Below are 18,124 nucleotides of genomic sequence, written 5' to 3' on the forward strand. Positions count from 1 at the left end.
ATTTTAATTGATTTTTAAATTACTGCTTATCCCACCAAACTCTTTTAGTCCAGTTGTCTTCTCCAATCCTTGAAACCGCTTCATTATAATTATCCGTATTTTTAGTTTGTTCCTCTACAGGATATATCATCCTACGAGGAGCCACCCCATTTGATTGGTTTACAGAAGGTTGATAGTTGTAAAATTCAATTTCAGGCAAACCAGATCTTCTAAAGTTTGCCCAGGCTTCTAATGGATCGATAAAATGAAGTACCCATAATTGTGTATTAATTTCATTTAATTCGTCTCCTATGGTCAATGGATTGGCAGCACTAAATGCAGTAACTTCATTTTCATCTACGGGTGCTCCAAATAAGGTCCATTGCCTAACCGATGCTTCAAGCCCGTTTTTATAATGTTCTGCAGCAGTACCATTCACATTCCATCCTCTTGCGGCAGCCTCAGCCATTAAGAACTCAACTTCAGCATAACTAATATAGATATAGGGAGCATCATACTCCATTAAGTATTTCGATGGCCTCATCATGTAGGTATATTGATTAATAGTTAATGGAGAGCCATTATTTTCTATAGTTACAGACCAAGGTGAATTATATTTCGTATTAGGATCCCATCTAAAACGTTGGGCTTGACAGGTCATAGCTGCGTAAGAACCTCTTTCTTGCAAAACCAAATCTGTAATATCTGTCCGATCAACATCATTTAAAGCAGACATACAATAATATTGATTCAATAATCTAGGATCATCCATCTCTTCTAAAACCTCTACCAATTCAGTAGAAATATAGGTATCACTACCAACTGCATCATTAGAGCCTCTTAAATATGTAGCTACTCCGTTACCTTTTCCGGTACCAGAAACAGGACTTCTAACATTCTCATATTTTACATAAGAAATATCTTCATTAGAAGTAAATACCCCCGCCGCAATTGCATCTTCTGCTTCTTGTTGTGCTTTTGTAGGATTTATCTTTATTAAACGCATTGCTATTCTTAATCGTAAAGAATTTGCATATTTTTTCCATTTAGCAATATCTCCATTATAAATAAGATCATATTTAGCCGAAGGCCTTGACTCATCTAAAGCATTCTCAGCTTCCTTTAATTCTTTAAAAAAATCATTGTAGATATCCTCTTGTTTATCATATTTGGGAGTTAATTTATCATCGTAGAAACCTCTACCTGCATCAAAGTAGGGTATATCTCCATAATAATCTGTAAGTTTTAAAAAGTTTTGAACCTTTAAAATTCTTGCCATGGAATTTACATTTACATAAGACTCATCGTCTTTTGTACTTTCTATAAGAGCCACTACTTTGTTTATTACATTGGGATAATAGGTAATCCAAAGTCTTTCTTGATAATTAGAGTGTTGTTGTCCAAAACCGCCATATTCAGTTACAGCATATTTCCCAGTCCAGTGATTCATAAACCCTCCAGGATAGATCCAATAACGATATTGTTCCTGCCAATTAGAACCTGGTAAATACTGTACAGTCGTCAACATTAAATTAGGATCCATTTCAGAAGCACTGTTAGGGTCTGTATTTAATTCATCAAAATCAGTACAGCTAATACCTAAAAACAGTGATAAGAGTACTATTGAATAAACTTTTATTTTTTTAATATATAATTTCATATTTTAAAATTTTGCATTAATACTAAACCCTAAGTTCCTTCTTGATGGTAATGACCCATATTCTAATCCTTGACCATTTGATGTATTATAATTGGATTCAGGATCGAAGTTTTTAACTTTTTTAAACAAGAAAGCTAAATTGCTTCCATATATAGAAAAAGTGATTGACTGCAGAGGCATTCTCAACAGGGTCTTTTTTGGTAATGAATAAGACAGGTTTACCTCTCTTAGTTTTATATAAGAACCATCGTAAATAAAAGGTTCTGGAGTGTTAGCACCTACATTTGTCCAATAATCTTGTGGATTTACATATACATCATTCGGAACATATTGCGGAGCATCATCGGTACCTATATTTTTAACTCCTTCACCAACATATCCTCCTGTTGGGGTCCAATTAGCTTCATCTACATTCGCTGCTCTTCTTTGTTCTTCAGAATTATACCATTCTGCCCGTCCTTCAAGAGTGTTTGTTGAAGTTCCATTTGCATGAGCTTGAAAAGCACTCATTGAATAGATATCCAACTTCCATTTCATATCAAACAGCACCTTTAAACTAAATCTTTTATACCTAAAAGATTGAAGGAGACCTAATGTAAAATCAGGCACCCCATTTCCTAATGTTTTTAAATCAGATTCATAAGTAGGCAATCCATTTTTAAAAATAATATTTCCATTACCATCGCGTCTAAATCCTTTACCAACAATATTCCCATAGGCTTCACCTTCACTCGCATAAATAAAGGCACCTGCCCATCTTGCTGCAGCTAATTCATAATTTTTAACATTGGGATGAAGTTTCACTACTTCATTAATATTTTTAGCATAATTTAATGATGCATTCCATTCAAAATTTTTGGTCTTAAAAGGAGTTGCAGATAAAGCAATTTCAATTCCTTGATTTACAATTTCTCCTGAGTTAATAGTAGCACTTTTGTATCCGGTAGTAGAGCTTGTAGATAAATTTAAAATTTGGTTGGTGGTTGATTTTCTATAATAACCGGCATCTAAATTAAGCCTACCATTAAAAAAACGTAAATCGGTACCAAATTCATAAGAAGTTGTTTCGGTAGGTTTTAAATTTTTATTTGGAATAACCCCCGTACTAATATTTCCTAAAGCATTCCCTTGAAAAGTATAAGGATATAACCCGTAAGTTAAATTCAATCTATAAGGACTTGTATCACCACCAACCTGTGCCCAAGAAGCCCTTACTTTACCAAATGATAAGATTTCTTTATCTAAATTGAAAAAAGTTGAAAAGACAAAACTACCTGAGACAGAAGGGTAGAAATAAGATCTATTGTCAGCTGATAATGTAGATGATATATCATTCCTCAAAGAAAAATCAATATAAGCGTATTTGTTATACCCTAAATTGACAGAACCATAAACAGAATTCACCTGTTTTCTATAGTTAGTTGGATTTAAGGTCATTTCACGATAATTTAAAATAGACTGAATTCCTGATTGTACCTCATCAAATCCTTGATTAATGTATGCCTCTCTTTGATATAAGCGAATATTGCCTCCAACAAAAGCAGAAACGTGTAATTTGTTAAATTGCTTATTAAATCTAAACAAGCCTTCAAAGTTACTTTCATTCACATTTATCTGTGATAATTTAAAACTTCCTGTAGAAGCTGTAGGAGTATCATATGGACTGTATTCTTCTGCTTTAAAATTGTAAAAATCTGTACCTCCTCTTATTTGAGCAGTTAAGTATGGAGCAATTTTATAATTTAACATTAAGTAACCCATCACCCTATTTTTAAGAGACTCGTTACTCATTTCATTAATTGCCCAATAGGGGTTAATTCTATAAATATTACCCCCATTCCAATCTATATACCTACCAAACTCATCTTTATAATTTTCTCCTAACCATTTTTGGTTAAAGTTTGGTGCCAAACCAATGATAGCATTTCCAATATTATTGGGATTATCTGACAAAGCAGGTCTGTTATTTACGCTCTCACGGGTATAGTTTACTTTCCCCTCAACTTTTAGTTTTTCTCCAAGAGTTGCCCCGCCTTTAATCATAAAAGTATTACGTCTCATATCAGAATTAGGAACAATATCTTTATAGCTCATATCTGAAATAGATGCTCTAAAACCATTAGAACTTGATAAAGAAACGGAGTTGTTAACACTTAATCCCCTTCTAAAAAATGACAAGATATTATTAGGGACATTCTCATAAGGTTTAAGTTCTCCATTATATATATAACTATCGATAGAAGGATCTAATTTGGCTCCCCACGAAGATTGTGTTGTTCCCTGCCCTGTTGAAACATCCATTGGCAGAATACCACTTCTACCCTGGCCATATTCTCTTTGATAATCATCAAAATGAGATAAAATTTCTACAACGCTTACATTAGAAGAATACTCCACACCAATACCAGGTTTTTTCTGACCGGATTTGGTTGTAATTAAAATCACACCATGCGTAGCCCTCGAACCATATAAAGCTGCCGCCGAAGCGCCTTTCAAAACAGAAATAGACTCAATATCTTCTGGTAATATAGACGATAAGCCATCTCCGTAATCGTATCCTCCCCATTTACCGGCTTCTCCTAATTGAGAATTGTCCATAGGAACACCATCTATAACATAAAGTGGATTGTTATTGCCTGAAAGTTCAGAATTACCGCGAATAACCACTCTGGTACTTCCCGAAGGCCCGGCAGTTGTACCCGAAATATCAACTCCAGCAACTTTACCGGCTAAAGCTTGTACTGCATTTGTTTGTCTACCAGAATTTAAGTCATCTCCAGTAACATTAGAAACCGCATAACCAAGAGCTCTACTTTCTCTTTTAATCCCTAAAGCAGTAACTACAACTTCGTCTAAGTTACTTAATTCCTTATCTAGTACCACATCTAAAGTAGAATCATCTCCTACCTTGATCTCTTTGGTTCTATAACCAATAAAACTAAAGACAATAGTATCACCCTTCGTTATATTGTCCAAAACATAATTTCCATCAAAATCAGTTTGCGTACCATTTATTGAGCCTTTTAAGAATACGTTTACTCCTAGCAGTGGCCCATCGGTGTTAGAAACGGTACCGGAAATAGATTGTTGAACGTTATCCCTGTTATTTATTAAGGCCTGGTTCTTATTATTTACCAAAGGTGGTTTTTTGATATTGCCCAACTTTAATATAATCTGCTTCTTTTCAATTGTATAGTAAATAAAGGTTCCATCAAAGATCTTATCCAATACTTCAGATACTGGTTTGTTTACAACCTCTACCGAGACCATTTTTTCTACATCAATCTTTTTGTGATTGTAGAAGAACTTTAGATCGGTAAGAGATTCTATTGATTCTAGTACCTTTTTTATTTCCACATTTTCAAGGTTTAAGGAAACCTTATCTTTTTGGGAATATATATTGGCCTGGACAGAAAAAATCGAAACTAGTAAAAGAAAAGTTGTTAGTTTCATTTTCAAATTGAATTTTAAGCGATTGGGATTGAAAAAACCTTTTTGATCACTTTTTTTCATATATTTATGGTGTTTTTTAGTTGACTACTTAACAGTCGATTACTATAGATCGGAAAATGCTCCAACATTTTCCGATTTTTTTTTAAACCAACAGTTTTTATGTTTTAATAAATACTATATTCTTTTTCTCATTGGCGTAATAATATTTTAGTTTTCAGGTTTATAAATAATTATATCGTCTCCTTTTATTTCGTATTGAAAAGGTGTTTCTATAGCGAATATTTTCAATGTTTCTTCTATAGTCTCAATATCGAAAGTTGCGGTAAAGACTTCGTTGTTTAGATCTTCATATTTGTTTTCTATATTTACTTTATAATGGCGCTGTAATTTTTGAATTATATTCTTAAAAGGCATTTCTTTAATTATCAATTTACCCTCTGTCCAACCTGTATAGATATCAGTATCAACTTGCTCAACAGCTTTAGTTCCACCATAAAGTCGATCCCAATCGGCCTTATATCCAGGTTTTAGCTTTAAGGCTCTTTTTGGATCATACTTATTCTTGGCATTATAAAGGCTTACAGCTCCCTCTACCAAAACAGTTTTGATGTGTTCATCTTCTGGATAGGACGAAACATTAAATTTTGTACCCAGTACTCTTACATCCAAATTGCCACTGGTTACCACAAAAGGTTTTGCTTTGTTCTTGGTCACATCAAAATATGCCTCTCCTTTCAAAAAAACCTGTCGATTCTGATTCTCTATAAATTTTATTGGATATTTTAGTGAAGACCCGGCGTTTAAATGAACAACCGTACTATCAGACAGAACAACACTAAATCGTATACCGTTGGGAACTGTCAAGGTATTATAAACTAATTTCCTGACTTCTGTAGTTCTGGAATAATCAATTAGCTCTCCTTTTTGTTCACTTAAAATCTTCCCCTGAACATCAGTTATCGTTTGTTGAGCTTCGGGAGATATTTGAAGCGTTTTACCGTTTCCTAATGTTAAAGTAATTGAATCTCCAGATTCAAAGCTAGACTGGTTATTAAAATTATAATTCCAATATCCATACCCCAAACCAATAAGACCTATAAATACTGCGGCATATTTCAACAAGCTACTAATATTAAAGGTTTTATTCTCCTTTATCTTCTTATTCCTATACTTTTCCAAAACTTTCTGCCACTCTTCATTATCATCAAGCTTAGCGATGACAGAAATATTTTCTGCATTTTCTGAATCCTTTAACCGGTTGAATAAATCTTGCTTTTCCTCTGATTCTTGTATCCAGGATGTGAAAAATCTCTCTTCTTCATCTGAGAGTTTCCCTTTCAATTTTTTCGCTATTATCCGAGCAATATCCATGACAATTTTTATAACTTAAGTGGTCATTTAGAATAACCTCTTTAAGTATAAGTGTCAAAAAAGTAAAATAGGGTGATGTAAAAGAAGAAAATTATTGTAAATAATGATAAATAATGCCTAAAAGTGATATTTTATTAGACCTATCACTCAAATGAACCCTTAGTATTTTATAAGCTTTTTTCATCTGTGTTTTAACAGTGTTTACCGAAATACCTAAAGAATCAGCAGCATTTTGGTATTTCTGTCCATCTAAGGCACATAGCTCAAATACATTTTTACACTGCTCTGGTAATTTATCGATACCGGAACGAAGTTTGGGTCCTAAATCTACATCCTGCCTAACTTCCTCACCAAAAATTTCTTGAACCAGGGTATTCCCATTAATAGGGACTAGCTTCTTAGCATCTTTTATCTTTCTAAGGCTTGCATACTTGACAGACTTCCAAATATAGCCTTTAAGATTAGATATGTTGGCACTTTTTTCATCGTTCATTAAAATTTCAACAAATACATCTTGAACAATATCTTTTGCAAGACTGGGAGAAGACACATAACTAATAGATAACAAGCAAAATTCTCGATAATGTTTTTTGTAAACACTTTCTAACCTATTATGGAATGCTTTCATTTATATTAGTTGGTTTAAAACAATGGCAGCTTTTAAATATCAAGCCACAATAATCTCGGAAATAAGCTTAACACTTAAAACAATGTTTCAATTACGGTATTAATATTATTATTTCAAAATAATTAATGTAATCCAACACTAAATGAATTAGTTTACAAGAATACCCTAAATTTTAAGACAGATAATTTATTGTCTTAAAAATTTATTCCGGAATAACTCTATACATTCTTCTTCTATTCCTGGAATGTTTTCACCTATTCTGTTATTTTGTTTTACTAACACTTAAATAAAAAGTTCTAGCGTAATCAGAATTAGACGAGTTTTAAAAAAAACTTCAACTTCCTAAGACGTATTATTTACCGTGGATAATTTATAACTTTAGGTAGTACCTGAAAGCTCTATTTATTGGGCTTGTTCTATAAACTTCTCGCCTCTCCGCCCATTTTTCTATTCAATTTATCCCATAAAAAAAGCCCCTCATTGCTGAAGAGCTTTTATTTTAGGCCTGCACTGAGCTTGCCGAAGTGTGCGGGCGGAGATAAACTTCTAGCCCCCCCGCCTATTTTTTTATTCAGTTTATTCCATAAAAAAAGCTCCTCATTTCTGAGAAGCTTTTTGTGCGGGCGGAGAGACTCGAACTCTCACACCTCGCGGCACTAGATCCTAAGTCTAGCGTGTCTACCAATTCCACCACGCCCGCATTTCAATATGTGTTGCTTTAACTAAGCGGATGCAAATATACACAAATGTTTCAATTCACAAATAGTCTGGAAATATTTTTTTTACCTTTATCTCAGTTAAAATTTTAAGTATGACAGATATTAAAAAATATATTGAGGAAAATAAGGATAGATTCCTTAGCGAACTCATTGATTTACTGAAAATTCCATCAATAAGTGCCGATTCTAATTATAAAGAGTCTATGCTAAAAACCGCAGAAGCGGTGAAAAAAAATTTATTGGAAGCCGGGTGCGATTCGGCCGAAATTTGTGAAACTCCGGGTCATCCTGTTGTTTATGCAGAAAAAATAATAGACAAAAACCTGCCTACAGTTTTGGTTTACGGTCATTACGATGTGCAACCGCCAGATCCTTTAGACCTTTGGAACTCCCCTCCTTTTGAACCTGTAATTAAACAAACCGAAATCCATCCCGAAGGTGCCATTTATGCACGAGGTGCCTGTGACGATAAAGGCCAGATGTTTATGCACGTAAAAGCACTGGAGTTTATGACAAAAAACAATGAGCTTCCCTGTAACGTGAAGTTTATGATTGAAGGGGAAGAAGAAGTGGGTAGCGAACATTTAGGCTGGTTTATAGAAAACAACAAAGAGAAACTTGCCAACGACGTAATTCTTATTTCAGATACGGGAATGATCGCTAAAGACACCCCGTCTATTACCACGGGACTTCGCGGACTCTCTTATGTGGAAGTGGAAGTTACCGGGCCTAACAGGGATTTACATTCTGGTTTATATGGTGGTGCGGTGGCAAACCCTATTAATATCCTTAGCCAAATGATTGCTTCTTTAACCGATGAAAACAACCATATTACCATTCCCGGGTTTTATGATAAGGTTGAGGAGCTAAGCACAGAGGAACGCGAAAAAATGGCAGAAGCCCCTTATGATGAAGAAGCCTACAAGCAAAAAATTGCTATTAAAGATGTTCACGGCGAAGCGGGTTATTCTACGCTAGAAAGAGCTTCTATTAGGCCCACTTTAGATGTAAACGGAATATGGGGAGGTTATATTGGCGAAGGTGCCAAAACCGTGCTGCCGTCAAAAGCTTTTGCAAAGATCTCTATGCGTTTGGTTCCCAACCAGGATTGGAAAGAGATCACCCAACTCTTTAAAAAACATTTTGAAAGTATTGCCCCCAATTCGGTTACTGTTGAGGTAAAACCTCATCACGGTGGCCAGGGATATGTCACGCCTATAGATAATATTGGTTATAAAGCAGCCAGTAAAGCTTATGAAGCTTCTTTTGGAAAAACCCCAATTCCGCAGCGTAGCGGTGGCAGTATTCCAATAGTTTCGCTATTTGAAAAAGAACTAAAAAGCAAGATTATTTTAATGGGCTTCGGATTTGATACTGATGCCATCCACTCCCCCAACGAACATTTTGGGGTTTGGAATTATTTAAAAGGTATAGAAACCATTCCATGGTTCTACAAGTATTTTACCGAGATGAGCCGGGAGTAATTGCTTTCTCAGCTCATTCATTGTATAAATATTGTACAAGTGAGGTGATTTGAAATCACACGTCAAGCTGAACTTGTTTCAGCTTCTAAGATGAACCAGTTATTCACAACTTAGATCTCCGAATAAATTTCGGAGCAGGCTCTGAAATAAATTCAGGATGACGTCTATTTTCAGGATAGCTTGACGAAACTGAACTTTTCAACCACCTCATTTTCTTTAAAACTGCTTTCAGAAAAAAATCAAAATTTCGGGAAATTAGTTTTAGTATATTTACAGGGATCGCTTATCAAATTCATCATTATTTATGGAGAAAAAAATTCTTATTCCTTCCAACTTCACCAAACACGCCTGGAATACGCTGGTATACGCTTTAAATCTTTATAAAGATATTCCCTGTACTTTTTATATTCTGAATACCTATAAGGTTTCTTCCAGGATCTCACTTGGTAGAAACCAGACTGCCGATTTGGAGGCGGCAAAAGCTGAATCTGAAAAAGGCCTGCAGAAAATTATGCAGGGAATAAATTTCAGAAAGGAAAATCAAAAGCATCAATTTGAGACCATCTCCCGCAATAAAGAGCTTGCTGAGGCCATTCAGGAAGTGGTAGATGCCCATAAAATAGATTTAATTTTAATGGTTTCCCGGGGCGAAAATGTCTCGATAAATACTGCTTTTGAAAGTGAGATTTCAGAAGTAATTCAAAAAGTAGAAGATTGCCCTTTCCTGGTACTACCCGAGCAAATGCAAAGTTTGCCCGAAACAAACCGGGAAATAGTTTTTCCTACCAATTATAAATTTTCATTTAAAAATAAAGAGCTTTCCGCACTTATTGAGATGGCCATTAGCTTAAATGCAAGCATTAGGGTCTTGTATATTGACAGCCTGGGAAAACCACTTACCAAAGAACAGGAAGAAAACAAAGAGAGCCTAAAGTCTTATTTTACCAAAGTAGACTTTAGTTTTCACAAACTCACACAAACCAGTGTTACCACCGGTATTCATTTGTTTATTGAAAGTAGGGAAAGCAACTTTTTAGCCCTTTATAAACGCAGGCAGGGCTTTTTTAGCAAACTTTTCTCTCAAAAATTTAAAGAAGACATAGACTTTAACCCTAAGGTACCGGTATTGATTTTAAAGGAGTTGGAGTAAACTATCTTACGGAAAATCCCATAGTATTACATCTCAATTACCAATAACCTCTTTCCATAAACCTTCCTTAATACTGCCTTCGCAGTAAGCTTAGAATATATCTATAGGTGTTTTTAGAATAACGAATACCCAAGTATTATAGATATAGATGTATTAAATTCTGCACTCCAGTTTAAATCATAGTTACCTAAAAGCTGCCTGGTCGTTTGGTACCTGGCCTCTACACTATATTTATTATTTAGCTTATAACCTAAGCCAAACGCCAGGTTGGAGCCCGAATTAATATCAAAGGTTTTCACCATTGAGCCATCATTTCTAGTATATTCGATAAAAGAGTTTGAATCAAAATCAATAACATAGGTAGCATCGACAAAAAATTTAGAATGGTTATTTAAAAAAAGATAATATCGTAATCCAATAGGGAGTTCTATAGAACTATAATCAACGTTTGCAACCAATTCACCCCCGGTAAGATTATTTACAGGTTTCACTCTCTCTGCCTTAAAAGCCCGATAGGTAGGTTCTAAAATAATGGCCCACTTATTTTTATTAAACGGAAGTATAAACTCGGCTTCCACTCCTATACCCGGGCCAAATTTGTTTTCAAAATTTACACTTCTGGCTTCCGATTTAGAATTTTGAATTTGTAATGAAGAATTATTTAAACGAGGTCTGATTGTAAGATTAAAAAAATCCTTTTTAGTCTTTTTTGAGTAGTTGGCGAATTCCTGATTATGACACCGGTTATAATCTATAAAAAAACTGACTAACTCATTTTTTTTGTAATCTAAAGCCTCAAGTTCATTTGAGTTGAAATCTGGACATTTTAAATCTAGCCAAAGCTGTTGTCTAAACCTGTTGTTTTCCCCAATTTTAGCACTGGAAGTTTTATATTTTTTATAGATAAGTTGTTCAATATTAGAATTTTATTTCTTGTAAAAATACCTTTTTAGATTATTCTCTACATATTCATAAAGCGTAGATCTTCCCTCAACCAAAACCTTTAAAAAAAGGGTTTCTTTCTGAAAAACAGGGTTTTTCTCTGTACTTAATTTATTAATATTCTTACTGGACCTGTCAATTTCTACCTCACTCTTTACATATTTAGATACACCCTCAATTGCAAATTCCTTTACTGAATTGAGGGATGCAGTTTTTATTTCAGCTTCTTCTGAAAGTTTATATTCAAATTTATTAGGGTTATTTCTCCAATCAACATTCCTAATTAGGCAATTAAGCCTTTGATTCGTTTCATCTATATAATAGCCTTTTTCAAAAGTGATTTGTGAGAAACAGTTGAGGCTCAAAATTGTAAACAATAGAAATAAAGCCTGTTTTTTCATTTTGAAAGTTTTATTGAATCTTTAATTTCAATGCGTCAAAAGCCTCCGTTTTAATTCCGATTAGGCCATACCTGGTTGCACCGTCTTCTATAAGCGTTCCGTTCACGTTATATTCCAGTAGCTCTTCTTTAAATTTCTTATTGGCCGAACTTGCTGCAATCATATTTCCGCCCGCTAAACCCGGTCCCAAGATCAAACCTATAGGCGTAGAACTGGTTTGCTCCTGTACCCCATTAGAATTTGTCTTGCTTGTATAAAAGTTTACGGGGGTTAAGAGTAAGTACCATAGATAGGATGCCGGACTTTGTTTTAGTGTTTTAAAAGCCTTTTCATTCTCCATCACATAAATCTCTGTTCCGTTTTCGTAGGCTAGTTTTGCATCACGCCCAAACACCAAATCCTTCCCGGAGTTGTTGGTTACTTTTACCGCTACTAATTTTACGCCTTTTTTCAACTCTTTCTTCTCGTACTTCTTATCGAGTAAATCATATTTGTATTCCAGTATTACTCCGTCATTTTCGTTGGCAGAAATATAATTAATGGCTTTAGGTTCAATCATTTTATAGCCAGACGCACAGTTTGTAAGACTTAATGCCATTACCAACAGGAGAGTAATTTTAATAATCTTCATTTCTAAATTTTAAAGTTCTTGATTGTTTAAATGGTTTTCAATTAATGGCTAGAGTCTATTTATTTATTCTATTAATAACAATTCCCCTGGAAGAATAACCACCGGGCAACTGCAAGAAATTGCTCCTAAAAAATAAGAAATGCGCGACTCCAGTAAATAAAAACAGCCTGTAGGGATGGCAGTTTTAATAGATAGATATATCAAAAAAACCTATCTATGTTAATTTTTTGCTAATATATAAATAATCTTAAATTAATGTAGGAATTCACCTTATAAAATATCAAAAATTAAAAGATTAAGTATTTAACGTGAATTATTATCAAAAGAAGGCTTAGAAATTATGGGGGCGCTTAAGGCTAGTTTTTTCGGCAATACAGATCACTGGCGATTAACCGATATTTTGCGCAGGCTTTTTACTAAAGAATTGTTGGTTGATTTATTTTCTATCAACTTTATCTTTTTACTATTCCAATTTAGAATAATGCGGTAATTTTCAAAAAAATCTGAACCAAACCTCTTTTCTAAATATTGCTCTGAATACACTTTTACATTTTCTAGTGTTGAATTCCCAAATTCAATTTCATCAATAATTCCGATAAAAGATTCCCGGGTTGTATTTGGTGCACCATAAATTCCTGTAACCCCTTTAGTATTAGATTTTTTAAAATCTAGAATCTTACCATTTTCTGTTTGCTTTTTAAATTCAGAAAAGGGTACGACAATACCTCCATTATAGCCTAAATCAACAGTGAAATTCCAGACTTTTTCTCCATTTATTTTACAAGCAATAGCAGGTATTCCTGCCACACCAATAAACAATTTGTTTTCAATTACATCTTTAGGTATATCTAATGTTGATTCGTTATCAGTTATAGTAATTTGTTTTTTTCTAAAATCGATATCCCAAATAGCATGTTGCATTAAATTAGCTCCTATAAACCCATGAATATCTAAAGAAGACCATACTGATACTGAGTTAAAATCATTTATTAAAGCTATTGTTCCGGTAAAATCTATATTTCCAATTTTAACGTTTTCCAGTCTTGTATATTTATTTTGTAGTTTATTATTATAAACATCCCCTGCTTTTGCAGAATCAATAGCTTTTAAATTTAAACTTGCAGCAAGTTCTTTCGATACCAGCGTAGGAGAACCTGTGTCTAAAAGAAAGTTATAGTTCTTATTTTCTATTTCTACAGGTATAATTATAAACCCATTTTTAATCTCGAAAGGCAACGTAACTTTATAGTTTTCCTGTTGTGTTTCTCCTTCTTTAAGATGTTTAGCAGCTTTGCTTAGGGAACAGCTATTTATTAAAACAAGGCTTAGTAGATAAACACATACTTTGGCTAATTTCATTTTTTATTTATTTATTAAAGTTTCTTACATATCGTACCACAACCTCTTTTTTAAGGATCGGCATTCTATTTTTTCTACTCAGAATTTATTTTTTTCACACCTCAACTTCCGCTATACTTTCTTTTACTGTCTTTCCACAGTTAAAACAGGATTCAGCTATTTTTCCTAATATTCCTGGATTTCATTTCTTTTTTTACATCATTAAATTGCTTCCAAAAAATAAGTGATAATGGTAAAAATGCGAACGGAAGAAATGTAGTAGCCATAATACTACTCATAAAAAGGGTGATTATAGAGGAAATGACCATTACGATTATTAAACCTAAAAAAATGGAGAAAATAATTGATTTATCCCTGTATTCTTTTTGCAACTCATCATTGGTCAATACTTTTAAATTCGTTTTCATAAAGGTTATTTACTAATTTTTTCGCTGAGGATTTCGATTAAGACAAGTCACGGGGTAGGTACGCTTACTTGTAGGATTAACCATTTTTTTCTCATTTCTAGAGTTATACTTTTTCTGCAACACCCGATATTTGCGATTAAGCGGTATTGTGCCCAATTTTAATTTTCTCGATTAATTCCTCCAAATGCTCATTTCTGCACCAGGCTGTTCTGTCTATATTTATTGAATGGACATTCTTATTCTCCTCGCTTATTTGTAAAATTCTTTGATAACCAAAAAGGGGATCGGTAACTTGATTTAGTTTGTAAGTAATGTCGCTATAGCTGTAAACATTTACCTTTTCTTTATTGTTTGCAGTATTTACTGTATTTACAATGAGTTTTTGTTTCATATCATCAAAATAAATTTTGTAAACTTCTCCAACCCTATATTTTTTCCAGGACCGATAAATTAAAAACCCGATAACTAAAACTGAAATAAGAATACTTGACATTAGCGGATTACTAAATAAAATTTCAAATGTCTTGTTTAATCGGTAAGGTCGATTCTGTGAAATGAGCAAAGGAATTGCAATCCAGCTAGCCAAAAATAATGTTATTCCAAGTACAATATATTTTATTATAGCAGTGACTATATCTATATCGGAAGTAGGTTTTTCTATTTGAAAACTTTCTTTCATAAATTGAATACAACAGTCCCGTATAACCGTCATTTACGGTTTTAAAGTTAATAATTTTCGGTTAAGAACTAGCGTTAGCAATTCCGAGTGGATTCGGTCGTAGTCGAATGCGCCGTAATTGCGGTTATAAATTGTTAGCAACAGTTATTTTTAATTCCACGTGATTAATCAAATATTCCGAAAACCATTTTAAATCGTTTAAAACATATTTTTCATTCTCATCGTCAAATCCGAGTATTTGATGTTTTCTTTCTTCATTGTCAATTAGATAAAGGTTTCCTTCGTAAGTTTCATCATCTATTTGTTCAGCCGAGTACTCAAAATCTTTTATGTTTTTTGAATCGAAAATATATTCTCCAAAATCGTTTTTCACTTTAATCACCTTGTTGTCAAGTGTTTTCAGATTGTCATTTGATTCCTTTTTAGTCCTTATACGTGAAAGGTTAAAAAATCCAACTCCAAATAAGAATATTATTCCAGCAATTATTTTACCTTTAAACTCTCCATTGTTTAAAATTATAAACGAACAAATTCCAAGAGCAGCAATTATTGGAAGAATAGCTAATCCGATTAAAGTGCCGTAATCAGTTTTGGCTTTTCCGATAATAATTTTTTCATTTTCCTTAGAATAAGAAATTTTGTGTCTTTTCAATTTAGATTCTAAAATTGAAGTATTCATTTACGTTTTGTTTTAATTGTGCCCAACGGTTCCGTCGCAAGTCACGAAAGTAAGGACGCTGTTTTTGTGGGCTTAGTATTGGTTTGTTGGTCAAGTTGATTGTTTTCTTTCTAACGGTGCCGACTATTAGCGATTAACCCTCTTTGTTAGAGGTAGTTAAGGCTGAATATTGAATTTTTCTACTATTTCATTGAACTCTACGGCAAAATCTGGTTGTAAAATTTTACTGTCTTCAACTTTTGAATAATCCAAAACATTAATTTCTTTTTGGTTAAAATATTTTTCTGAAATATATTCTTCATTTTTAAGAGTTGAAGTAAGAATTACTTGTTTGTTGAGTTTAATGAATTCTTGAATCATGAGAGTTTCTTTATTTGAAGACAACTCTCCCTCTCTAAAAGAATCAATTATTATAGGATAATTATGTCGAAGAATATTGTTTAATGCTAGTATCTTACAGAAATAGTATTCTTGTTCTTCACTTCCAGAATAAGTCTCTTTATTTTTTGTAAAAAGGTCCTCGAAAACTAAAGTCCCATCTGGATCAATTCTATCGTAGTACCTTCTCATTTCCTTTAAAATGGAATATAATATATTTCTTTGGGCGTCCTTATCCGAAACTATTTTACTTTCATTTTTATCAATCATTTTTTGAATTTCCGCAAATTCTTGTTGCAGTCCTACAACAATTTTATCGATATCTTTAGAATCGATAATAGAATCTTGGAATAAAATGTAATTTTTTGCATCAGTGGAAGAGTTCTGAAGTAAGCTTTTAATCTGCTCCTGTTCCTTTAATATTTCATCATTATACTCTGTAACAGATTCCTCTTTTATTAAAATGTTTTCTTCAATAGATTTTAAAATATTCTTCCTTACATAATCATTACTAACTTCAAATTCAAATTCTTTATTGGCAAAGATTATTTTTTCACTACCACAGTCAGAACATATAACATTTCCTTCCTTTAAATTTCTATTTAAGGATCTAAGTTCTGCTACTAAATTGATTAATTTTAGTTTTCTGTTTTCCTCTCGGTTCCTTTGTTTTTTTAGATCAGCAATATTTTTATGTAACTGACTTAGTCTTTGAGATGTATTTTTAAAATCTAAATTATTTGCTGAAGAACTTATAAACGACGCTAATTCTGGATTCTCTTTAATTATTGAAATTTTCTTTTTTTCTGATTTTATTTTTAGCTCAATTGATTTTTTTTGATTTTTTAGATCTTCAATGTTGTATGCATTCTCTGTGGAAGTTAAAATTCCTTCCATTGCATAAATCATATTTTTGAAATCTTGTTTATTATTTCTTCCCTTTATAATTAGATTCGAAGTATTTCTTCTATCCTGACCTTGTAGCCTTCCCCAATTTAAGACAGGGCTAAATTCAATAAATTTTCATTAATATCATTCGATTCGGGGAAGAATTCTTCCCCGAATCGAGGTTTGTATTCCCTTGGTGATTTATTGCCCAGGGATTGATGCGGATGGTTATTATTGTAATCTTCCATCCATTTATTGCTTAAAGAACGCAATTGATGTAAATCATTAAACCAGTAAGCATCTAATATATCTTCTCTATAAAATCTATTTAAACGTTCTATATACCCGTTTTGCATTGGCTTACCTGGCTGGGTATACCGTATTTCCACACGTTTTCTATTGCACCATTGACTGAATGTTTTAGAGATAAACTCAGGGCCATTATCACAACGGATAGTTTGTGGTAATCCAATTTCTTCTTCTAATTGTTCTAAAGTCTCCACTAGCTTTCTAGCAGGATAGTTCAACCCTGGATCTACAGCCAGTACTTCTCGGTTGCAATCATCAATTATATTTAAGACACGTACCTTTCTGCCATCAGAAAGGACATCTGACATAAAATCCATACTCCAAACCTGATTCAATTGTTCAGGGGTCTCTAAAGGATGTTTTACCCTACCTGTAATGCGCTTTTTATGTTTGCGCCTTAGCTTAAGCTTCATCTGCCGGTATACTCGTAATACCCGTTTCCGGTTCCACTTATGGCCTTCGCGACGTATTCGTTTATAGTATTCATCAAAACCTCTGGTGGGCAACTCAGTGGCCAATTCAGAAAGTTTATCGATTACCTCATAATCGTCTCGCTTAGTCTGATAATACCACATCGAACGGGTTAAACCTACTACATTACAGGCTCGTTTTATGGAGACCTGGTACTCCTTGATCAAATAAACCGCTCTATGCTTCTTGTCGGAAGGCCTTAGAACTTTTTTGACAGTATATCTTTCAGCATTTGGTTATCTAGACTGGCATCGGCATACATCTGCTTGAGCTTGCGATTTTCTTCTTCCAACTCCTTAAGCCGTTTTAGCTCACTAGTTTCCATTCCACCATATTTCTTACGCCAATAATAGATAGTGCTTTTATCAATACCCAGTTCTCGAGCGATATCACCAACAGCTCGGCCTTGTTCGTTTTCTTTCAAGATCTTGATGATCTGACTTTCTGTAAATCTACTTTTTTTCATCGGACAGTTTATCGTTTTTAAAATTAACAATTTCGAATTTTAAACTGTCTTATTTTTAGGGAAGGCTACA

Annotated in this window: 14 protein-coding genes, 1 tRNA gene and 1 pseudogene; 2 read left to right on the forward strand and 14 right to left on the reverse strand. The window is 33.5% G+C overall.

Annotation, left to right across the window (positions count from 1 at the left end; genetic code table 11):
* Positions 1–19: 19 nt before the first annotated feature.
* From I6U50_RS08715 to I6U50_RS08735, 5 genes are all read right to left on the reverse strand, one after another.
* Positions 20–1,639, reverse strand: coding sequence for a SusD/RagB family nutrient-binding outer membrane lipoprotein (locus I6U50_RS08715; protein WP_198638555.1), 1,620 nt, complete (start codon positions 1,637–1,639; stop codon positions 20–22).
* A 3-nt stretch (positions 1,640–1,642) separates the two neighbouring features.
* A complete protein-coding gene (locus tag I6U50_RS08720; protein ID WP_198638556.1) occupies positions 1,643–5,152 on the reverse strand; it encodes a SusC/RagA family TonB-linked outer membrane protein in 3,510 nt (1,169 codons plus the stop codon).
* 147 nt (positions 5,153–5,299) lie between these two features.
* Positions 5,300–6,433 (reverse strand): FecR family protein, encoded by a 1,134-nt coding sequence (locus I6U50_RS08725; protein WP_198638557.1) that lies wholly within the window; start codon positions 6,431–6,433, stop codon positions 5,300–5,302.
* Between the two features lie 121 nt (positions 6,434–6,554).
* Entirely contained in the window at positions 6,555–7,091 is a 537-nt protein-coding gene (locus I6U50_RS08730; protein ID WP_198638558.1) for a sigma-70 family RNA polymerase sigma factor, read from the reverse strand.
* A 618-nt stretch (positions 7,092–7,709) separates the two neighbouring features.
* Positions 7,710–7,791, reverse strand: a tRNA-Leu gene (locus I6U50_RS08735).
* A gap of 111 nt (positions 7,792–7,902) precedes the next feature.
* On the opposite strand from I6U50_RS08735, the gene I6U50_RS08740 reads away from it, so the two are divergent.
* Positions 7,903–9,294, forward strand: a complete 1,392-nt coding sequence (locus tag I6U50_RS08740) for a dipeptidase (RefSeq protein WP_198638559.1) — start codon at positions 7,903–7,905, stop codon at positions 9,292–9,294.
* Between the two features lie 304 nt (positions 9,295–9,598).
* A complete protein-coding gene (locus I6U50_RS08745) occupies positions 9,599–10,444 on the forward strand; it encodes a universal stress protein (RefSeq protein WP_198638560.1) in 846 nt (281 codons plus the stop codon).
* Positions 10,445–10,557: 113 nt separating this feature from the next.
* Here I6U50_RS08745 and I6U50_RS15925 read toward each other — a convergent pair whose 3' ends face one another.
* The 9 genes and pseudogenes from I6U50_RS15925 to I6U50_RS08790 all read right to left on the reverse strand — a co-directional run bounded on the left by I6U50_RS15925 (position 10,558) and on the right by I6U50_RS08790 (position 18,054).
* Complete coding sequence (locus I6U50_RS15925; RefSeq protein ID WP_198638577.1) at positions 10,558–11,361, reverse strand: outer membrane beta-barrel protein; 804 nt, start codon at positions 11,359–11,361, stop codon at positions 10,558–10,560.
* 9 nt (positions 11,362–11,370) lie between these two features.
* Positions 11,371–11,787, reverse strand: a complete 417-nt coding sequence (locus I6U50_RS08755) for a hypothetical protein (protein WP_198638561.1) — start codon at positions 11,785–11,787, stop codon at positions 11,371–11,373.
* A gap of 10 nt (positions 11,788–11,797) precedes the next feature.
* Positions 11,798–12,418 (reverse strand): hypothetical protein, encoded by a 621-nt coding sequence (locus tag I6U50_RS08760; RefSeq protein WP_198638562.1) that lies wholly within the window; start codon positions 12,416–12,418, stop codon positions 11,798–11,800.
* A gap of 378 nt (positions 12,419–12,796) precedes the next feature.
* Complete coding sequence (locus tag I6U50_RS08765; RefSeq protein ID WP_198638563.1) at positions 12,797–13,777, reverse strand: retropepsin-like aspartic protease; 981 nt, start codon at positions 13,775–13,777, stop codon at positions 12,797–12,799.
* A 152-nt stretch (positions 13,778–13,929) separates the two neighbouring features.
* Entirely contained in the window at positions 13,930–14,184 is a 255-nt protein-coding gene (locus I6U50_RS08770) for a hypothetical protein (protein ID WP_198638564.1), read from the reverse strand.
* Positions 14,185–14,320: 136 nt separating this feature from the next.
* Complete coding sequence (locus I6U50_RS08775; RefSeq protein ID WP_198638565.1) at positions 14,321–14,863, reverse strand: hypothetical protein; 543 nt, start codon at positions 14,861–14,863, stop codon at positions 14,321–14,323.
* 124 nt (positions 14,864–14,987) lie between these two features.
* Positions 14,988–15,542: a hypothetical protein gene (locus tag I6U50_RS08780; RefSeq protein WP_198638566.1), complete on the reverse strand. Its 555-nt coding sequence runs from the start codon at positions 15,540–15,542 to the stop codon at positions 14,988–14,990.
* Positions 15,543–15,698: 156 nt separating this feature from the next.
* Positions 15,699–16,817 carry a hypothetical protein gene (locus I6U50_RS08785; protein WP_198638567.1) on the reverse strand — a complete coding sequence of 373 codons (1,119 nt, stop codon included), beginning with the start codon at positions 16,815–16,817 and terminating at the stop codon, positions 15,699–15,701.
* 98 nt (positions 16,818–16,915) lie between these two features.
* Positions 16,916–18,054 (reverse strand): annotated as a pseudogene (locus I6U50_RS08790) (IS3 family transposase).
* Positions 18,055–18,124: the final 70 nt, after the last annotated feature.

The organism is Salegentibacter maritimus, from assembly GCF_016236975.1.
GTDB classification, from domain to species: Bacteria; Bacteroidota; Bacteroidia; order Flavobacteriales; family Flavobacteriaceae; genus Salegentibacter; species Salegentibacter maritimus.

Bases quoted from the DNA above. Each gene is read 5' to 3' on its own strand.
- I6U50_RS08715 (WP_198638555.1), bottom strand. From the start codon at position 1,639: ATGAAATTATATATTAAAAAAATAAAAGTTTATTCAATAGTACTCTTA.
- I6U50_RS08780 (WP_198638566.1), bottom strand. From the start codon at position 15,542: ATGAATACTTCAATTTTAGAATCTAAATTGAAAAGACACAAAATTTCT.
- I6U50_RS08785 (WP_198638567.1), bottom strand. From the start codon at position 16,817: ATGGAAGGAATTTTAACTTCCACAGAGAATGCATACAACATTGAAGAT.
- I6U50_RS08760 (WP_198638562.1), bottom strand. From the start codon at position 12,418: ATGAAGATTATTAAAATTACTCTCCTGTTGGTAATGGCATTAAGTCTT.
- I6U50_RS08730 (WP_198638558.1), bottom strand. From the start codon at position 7,091: ATGAAAGCATTCCATAATAGGTTAGAAAGTGTTTACAAAAAACATTAT.
- I6U50_RS08740 (WP_198638559.1), top strand. From the start codon at position 7,903: ATGACAGATATTAAAAAATATATTGAGGAAAATAAGGATAGATTCCTT.
- I6U50_RS08755 (WP_198638561.1), bottom strand. From the start codon at position 11,787: ATGAAAAAACAGGCTTTATTTCTATTGTTTACAATTTTGAGCCTCAAC.
- I6U50_RS08765 (WP_198638563.1), bottom strand. From the start codon at position 13,777: ATGAAATTAGCCAAAGTATGTGTTTATCTACTAAGCCTTGTTTTAATA.
- I6U50_RS08720 (WP_198638556.1), bottom strand. From the start codon at position 5,152: ATGAAAAAAAGTGATCAAAAAGGTTTTTTCAATCCCAATCGCTTAAAA.
- I6U50_RS08770 (WP_198638564.1), bottom strand. From the start codon at position 14,184: ATGAAAACGAATTTAAAAGTATTGACCAATGATGAGTTGCAAAAAGAA.
- I6U50_RS08775 (WP_198638565.1), bottom strand. From the start codon at position 14,863: ATGAAAGAAAGTTTTCAAATAGAAAAACCTACTTCCGATATAGATATA.
- I6U50_RS08745 (WP_198638560.1), top strand. From the start codon at position 9,599: ATGGAGAAAAAAATTCTTATTCCTTCCAACTTCACCAAACACGCCTGG.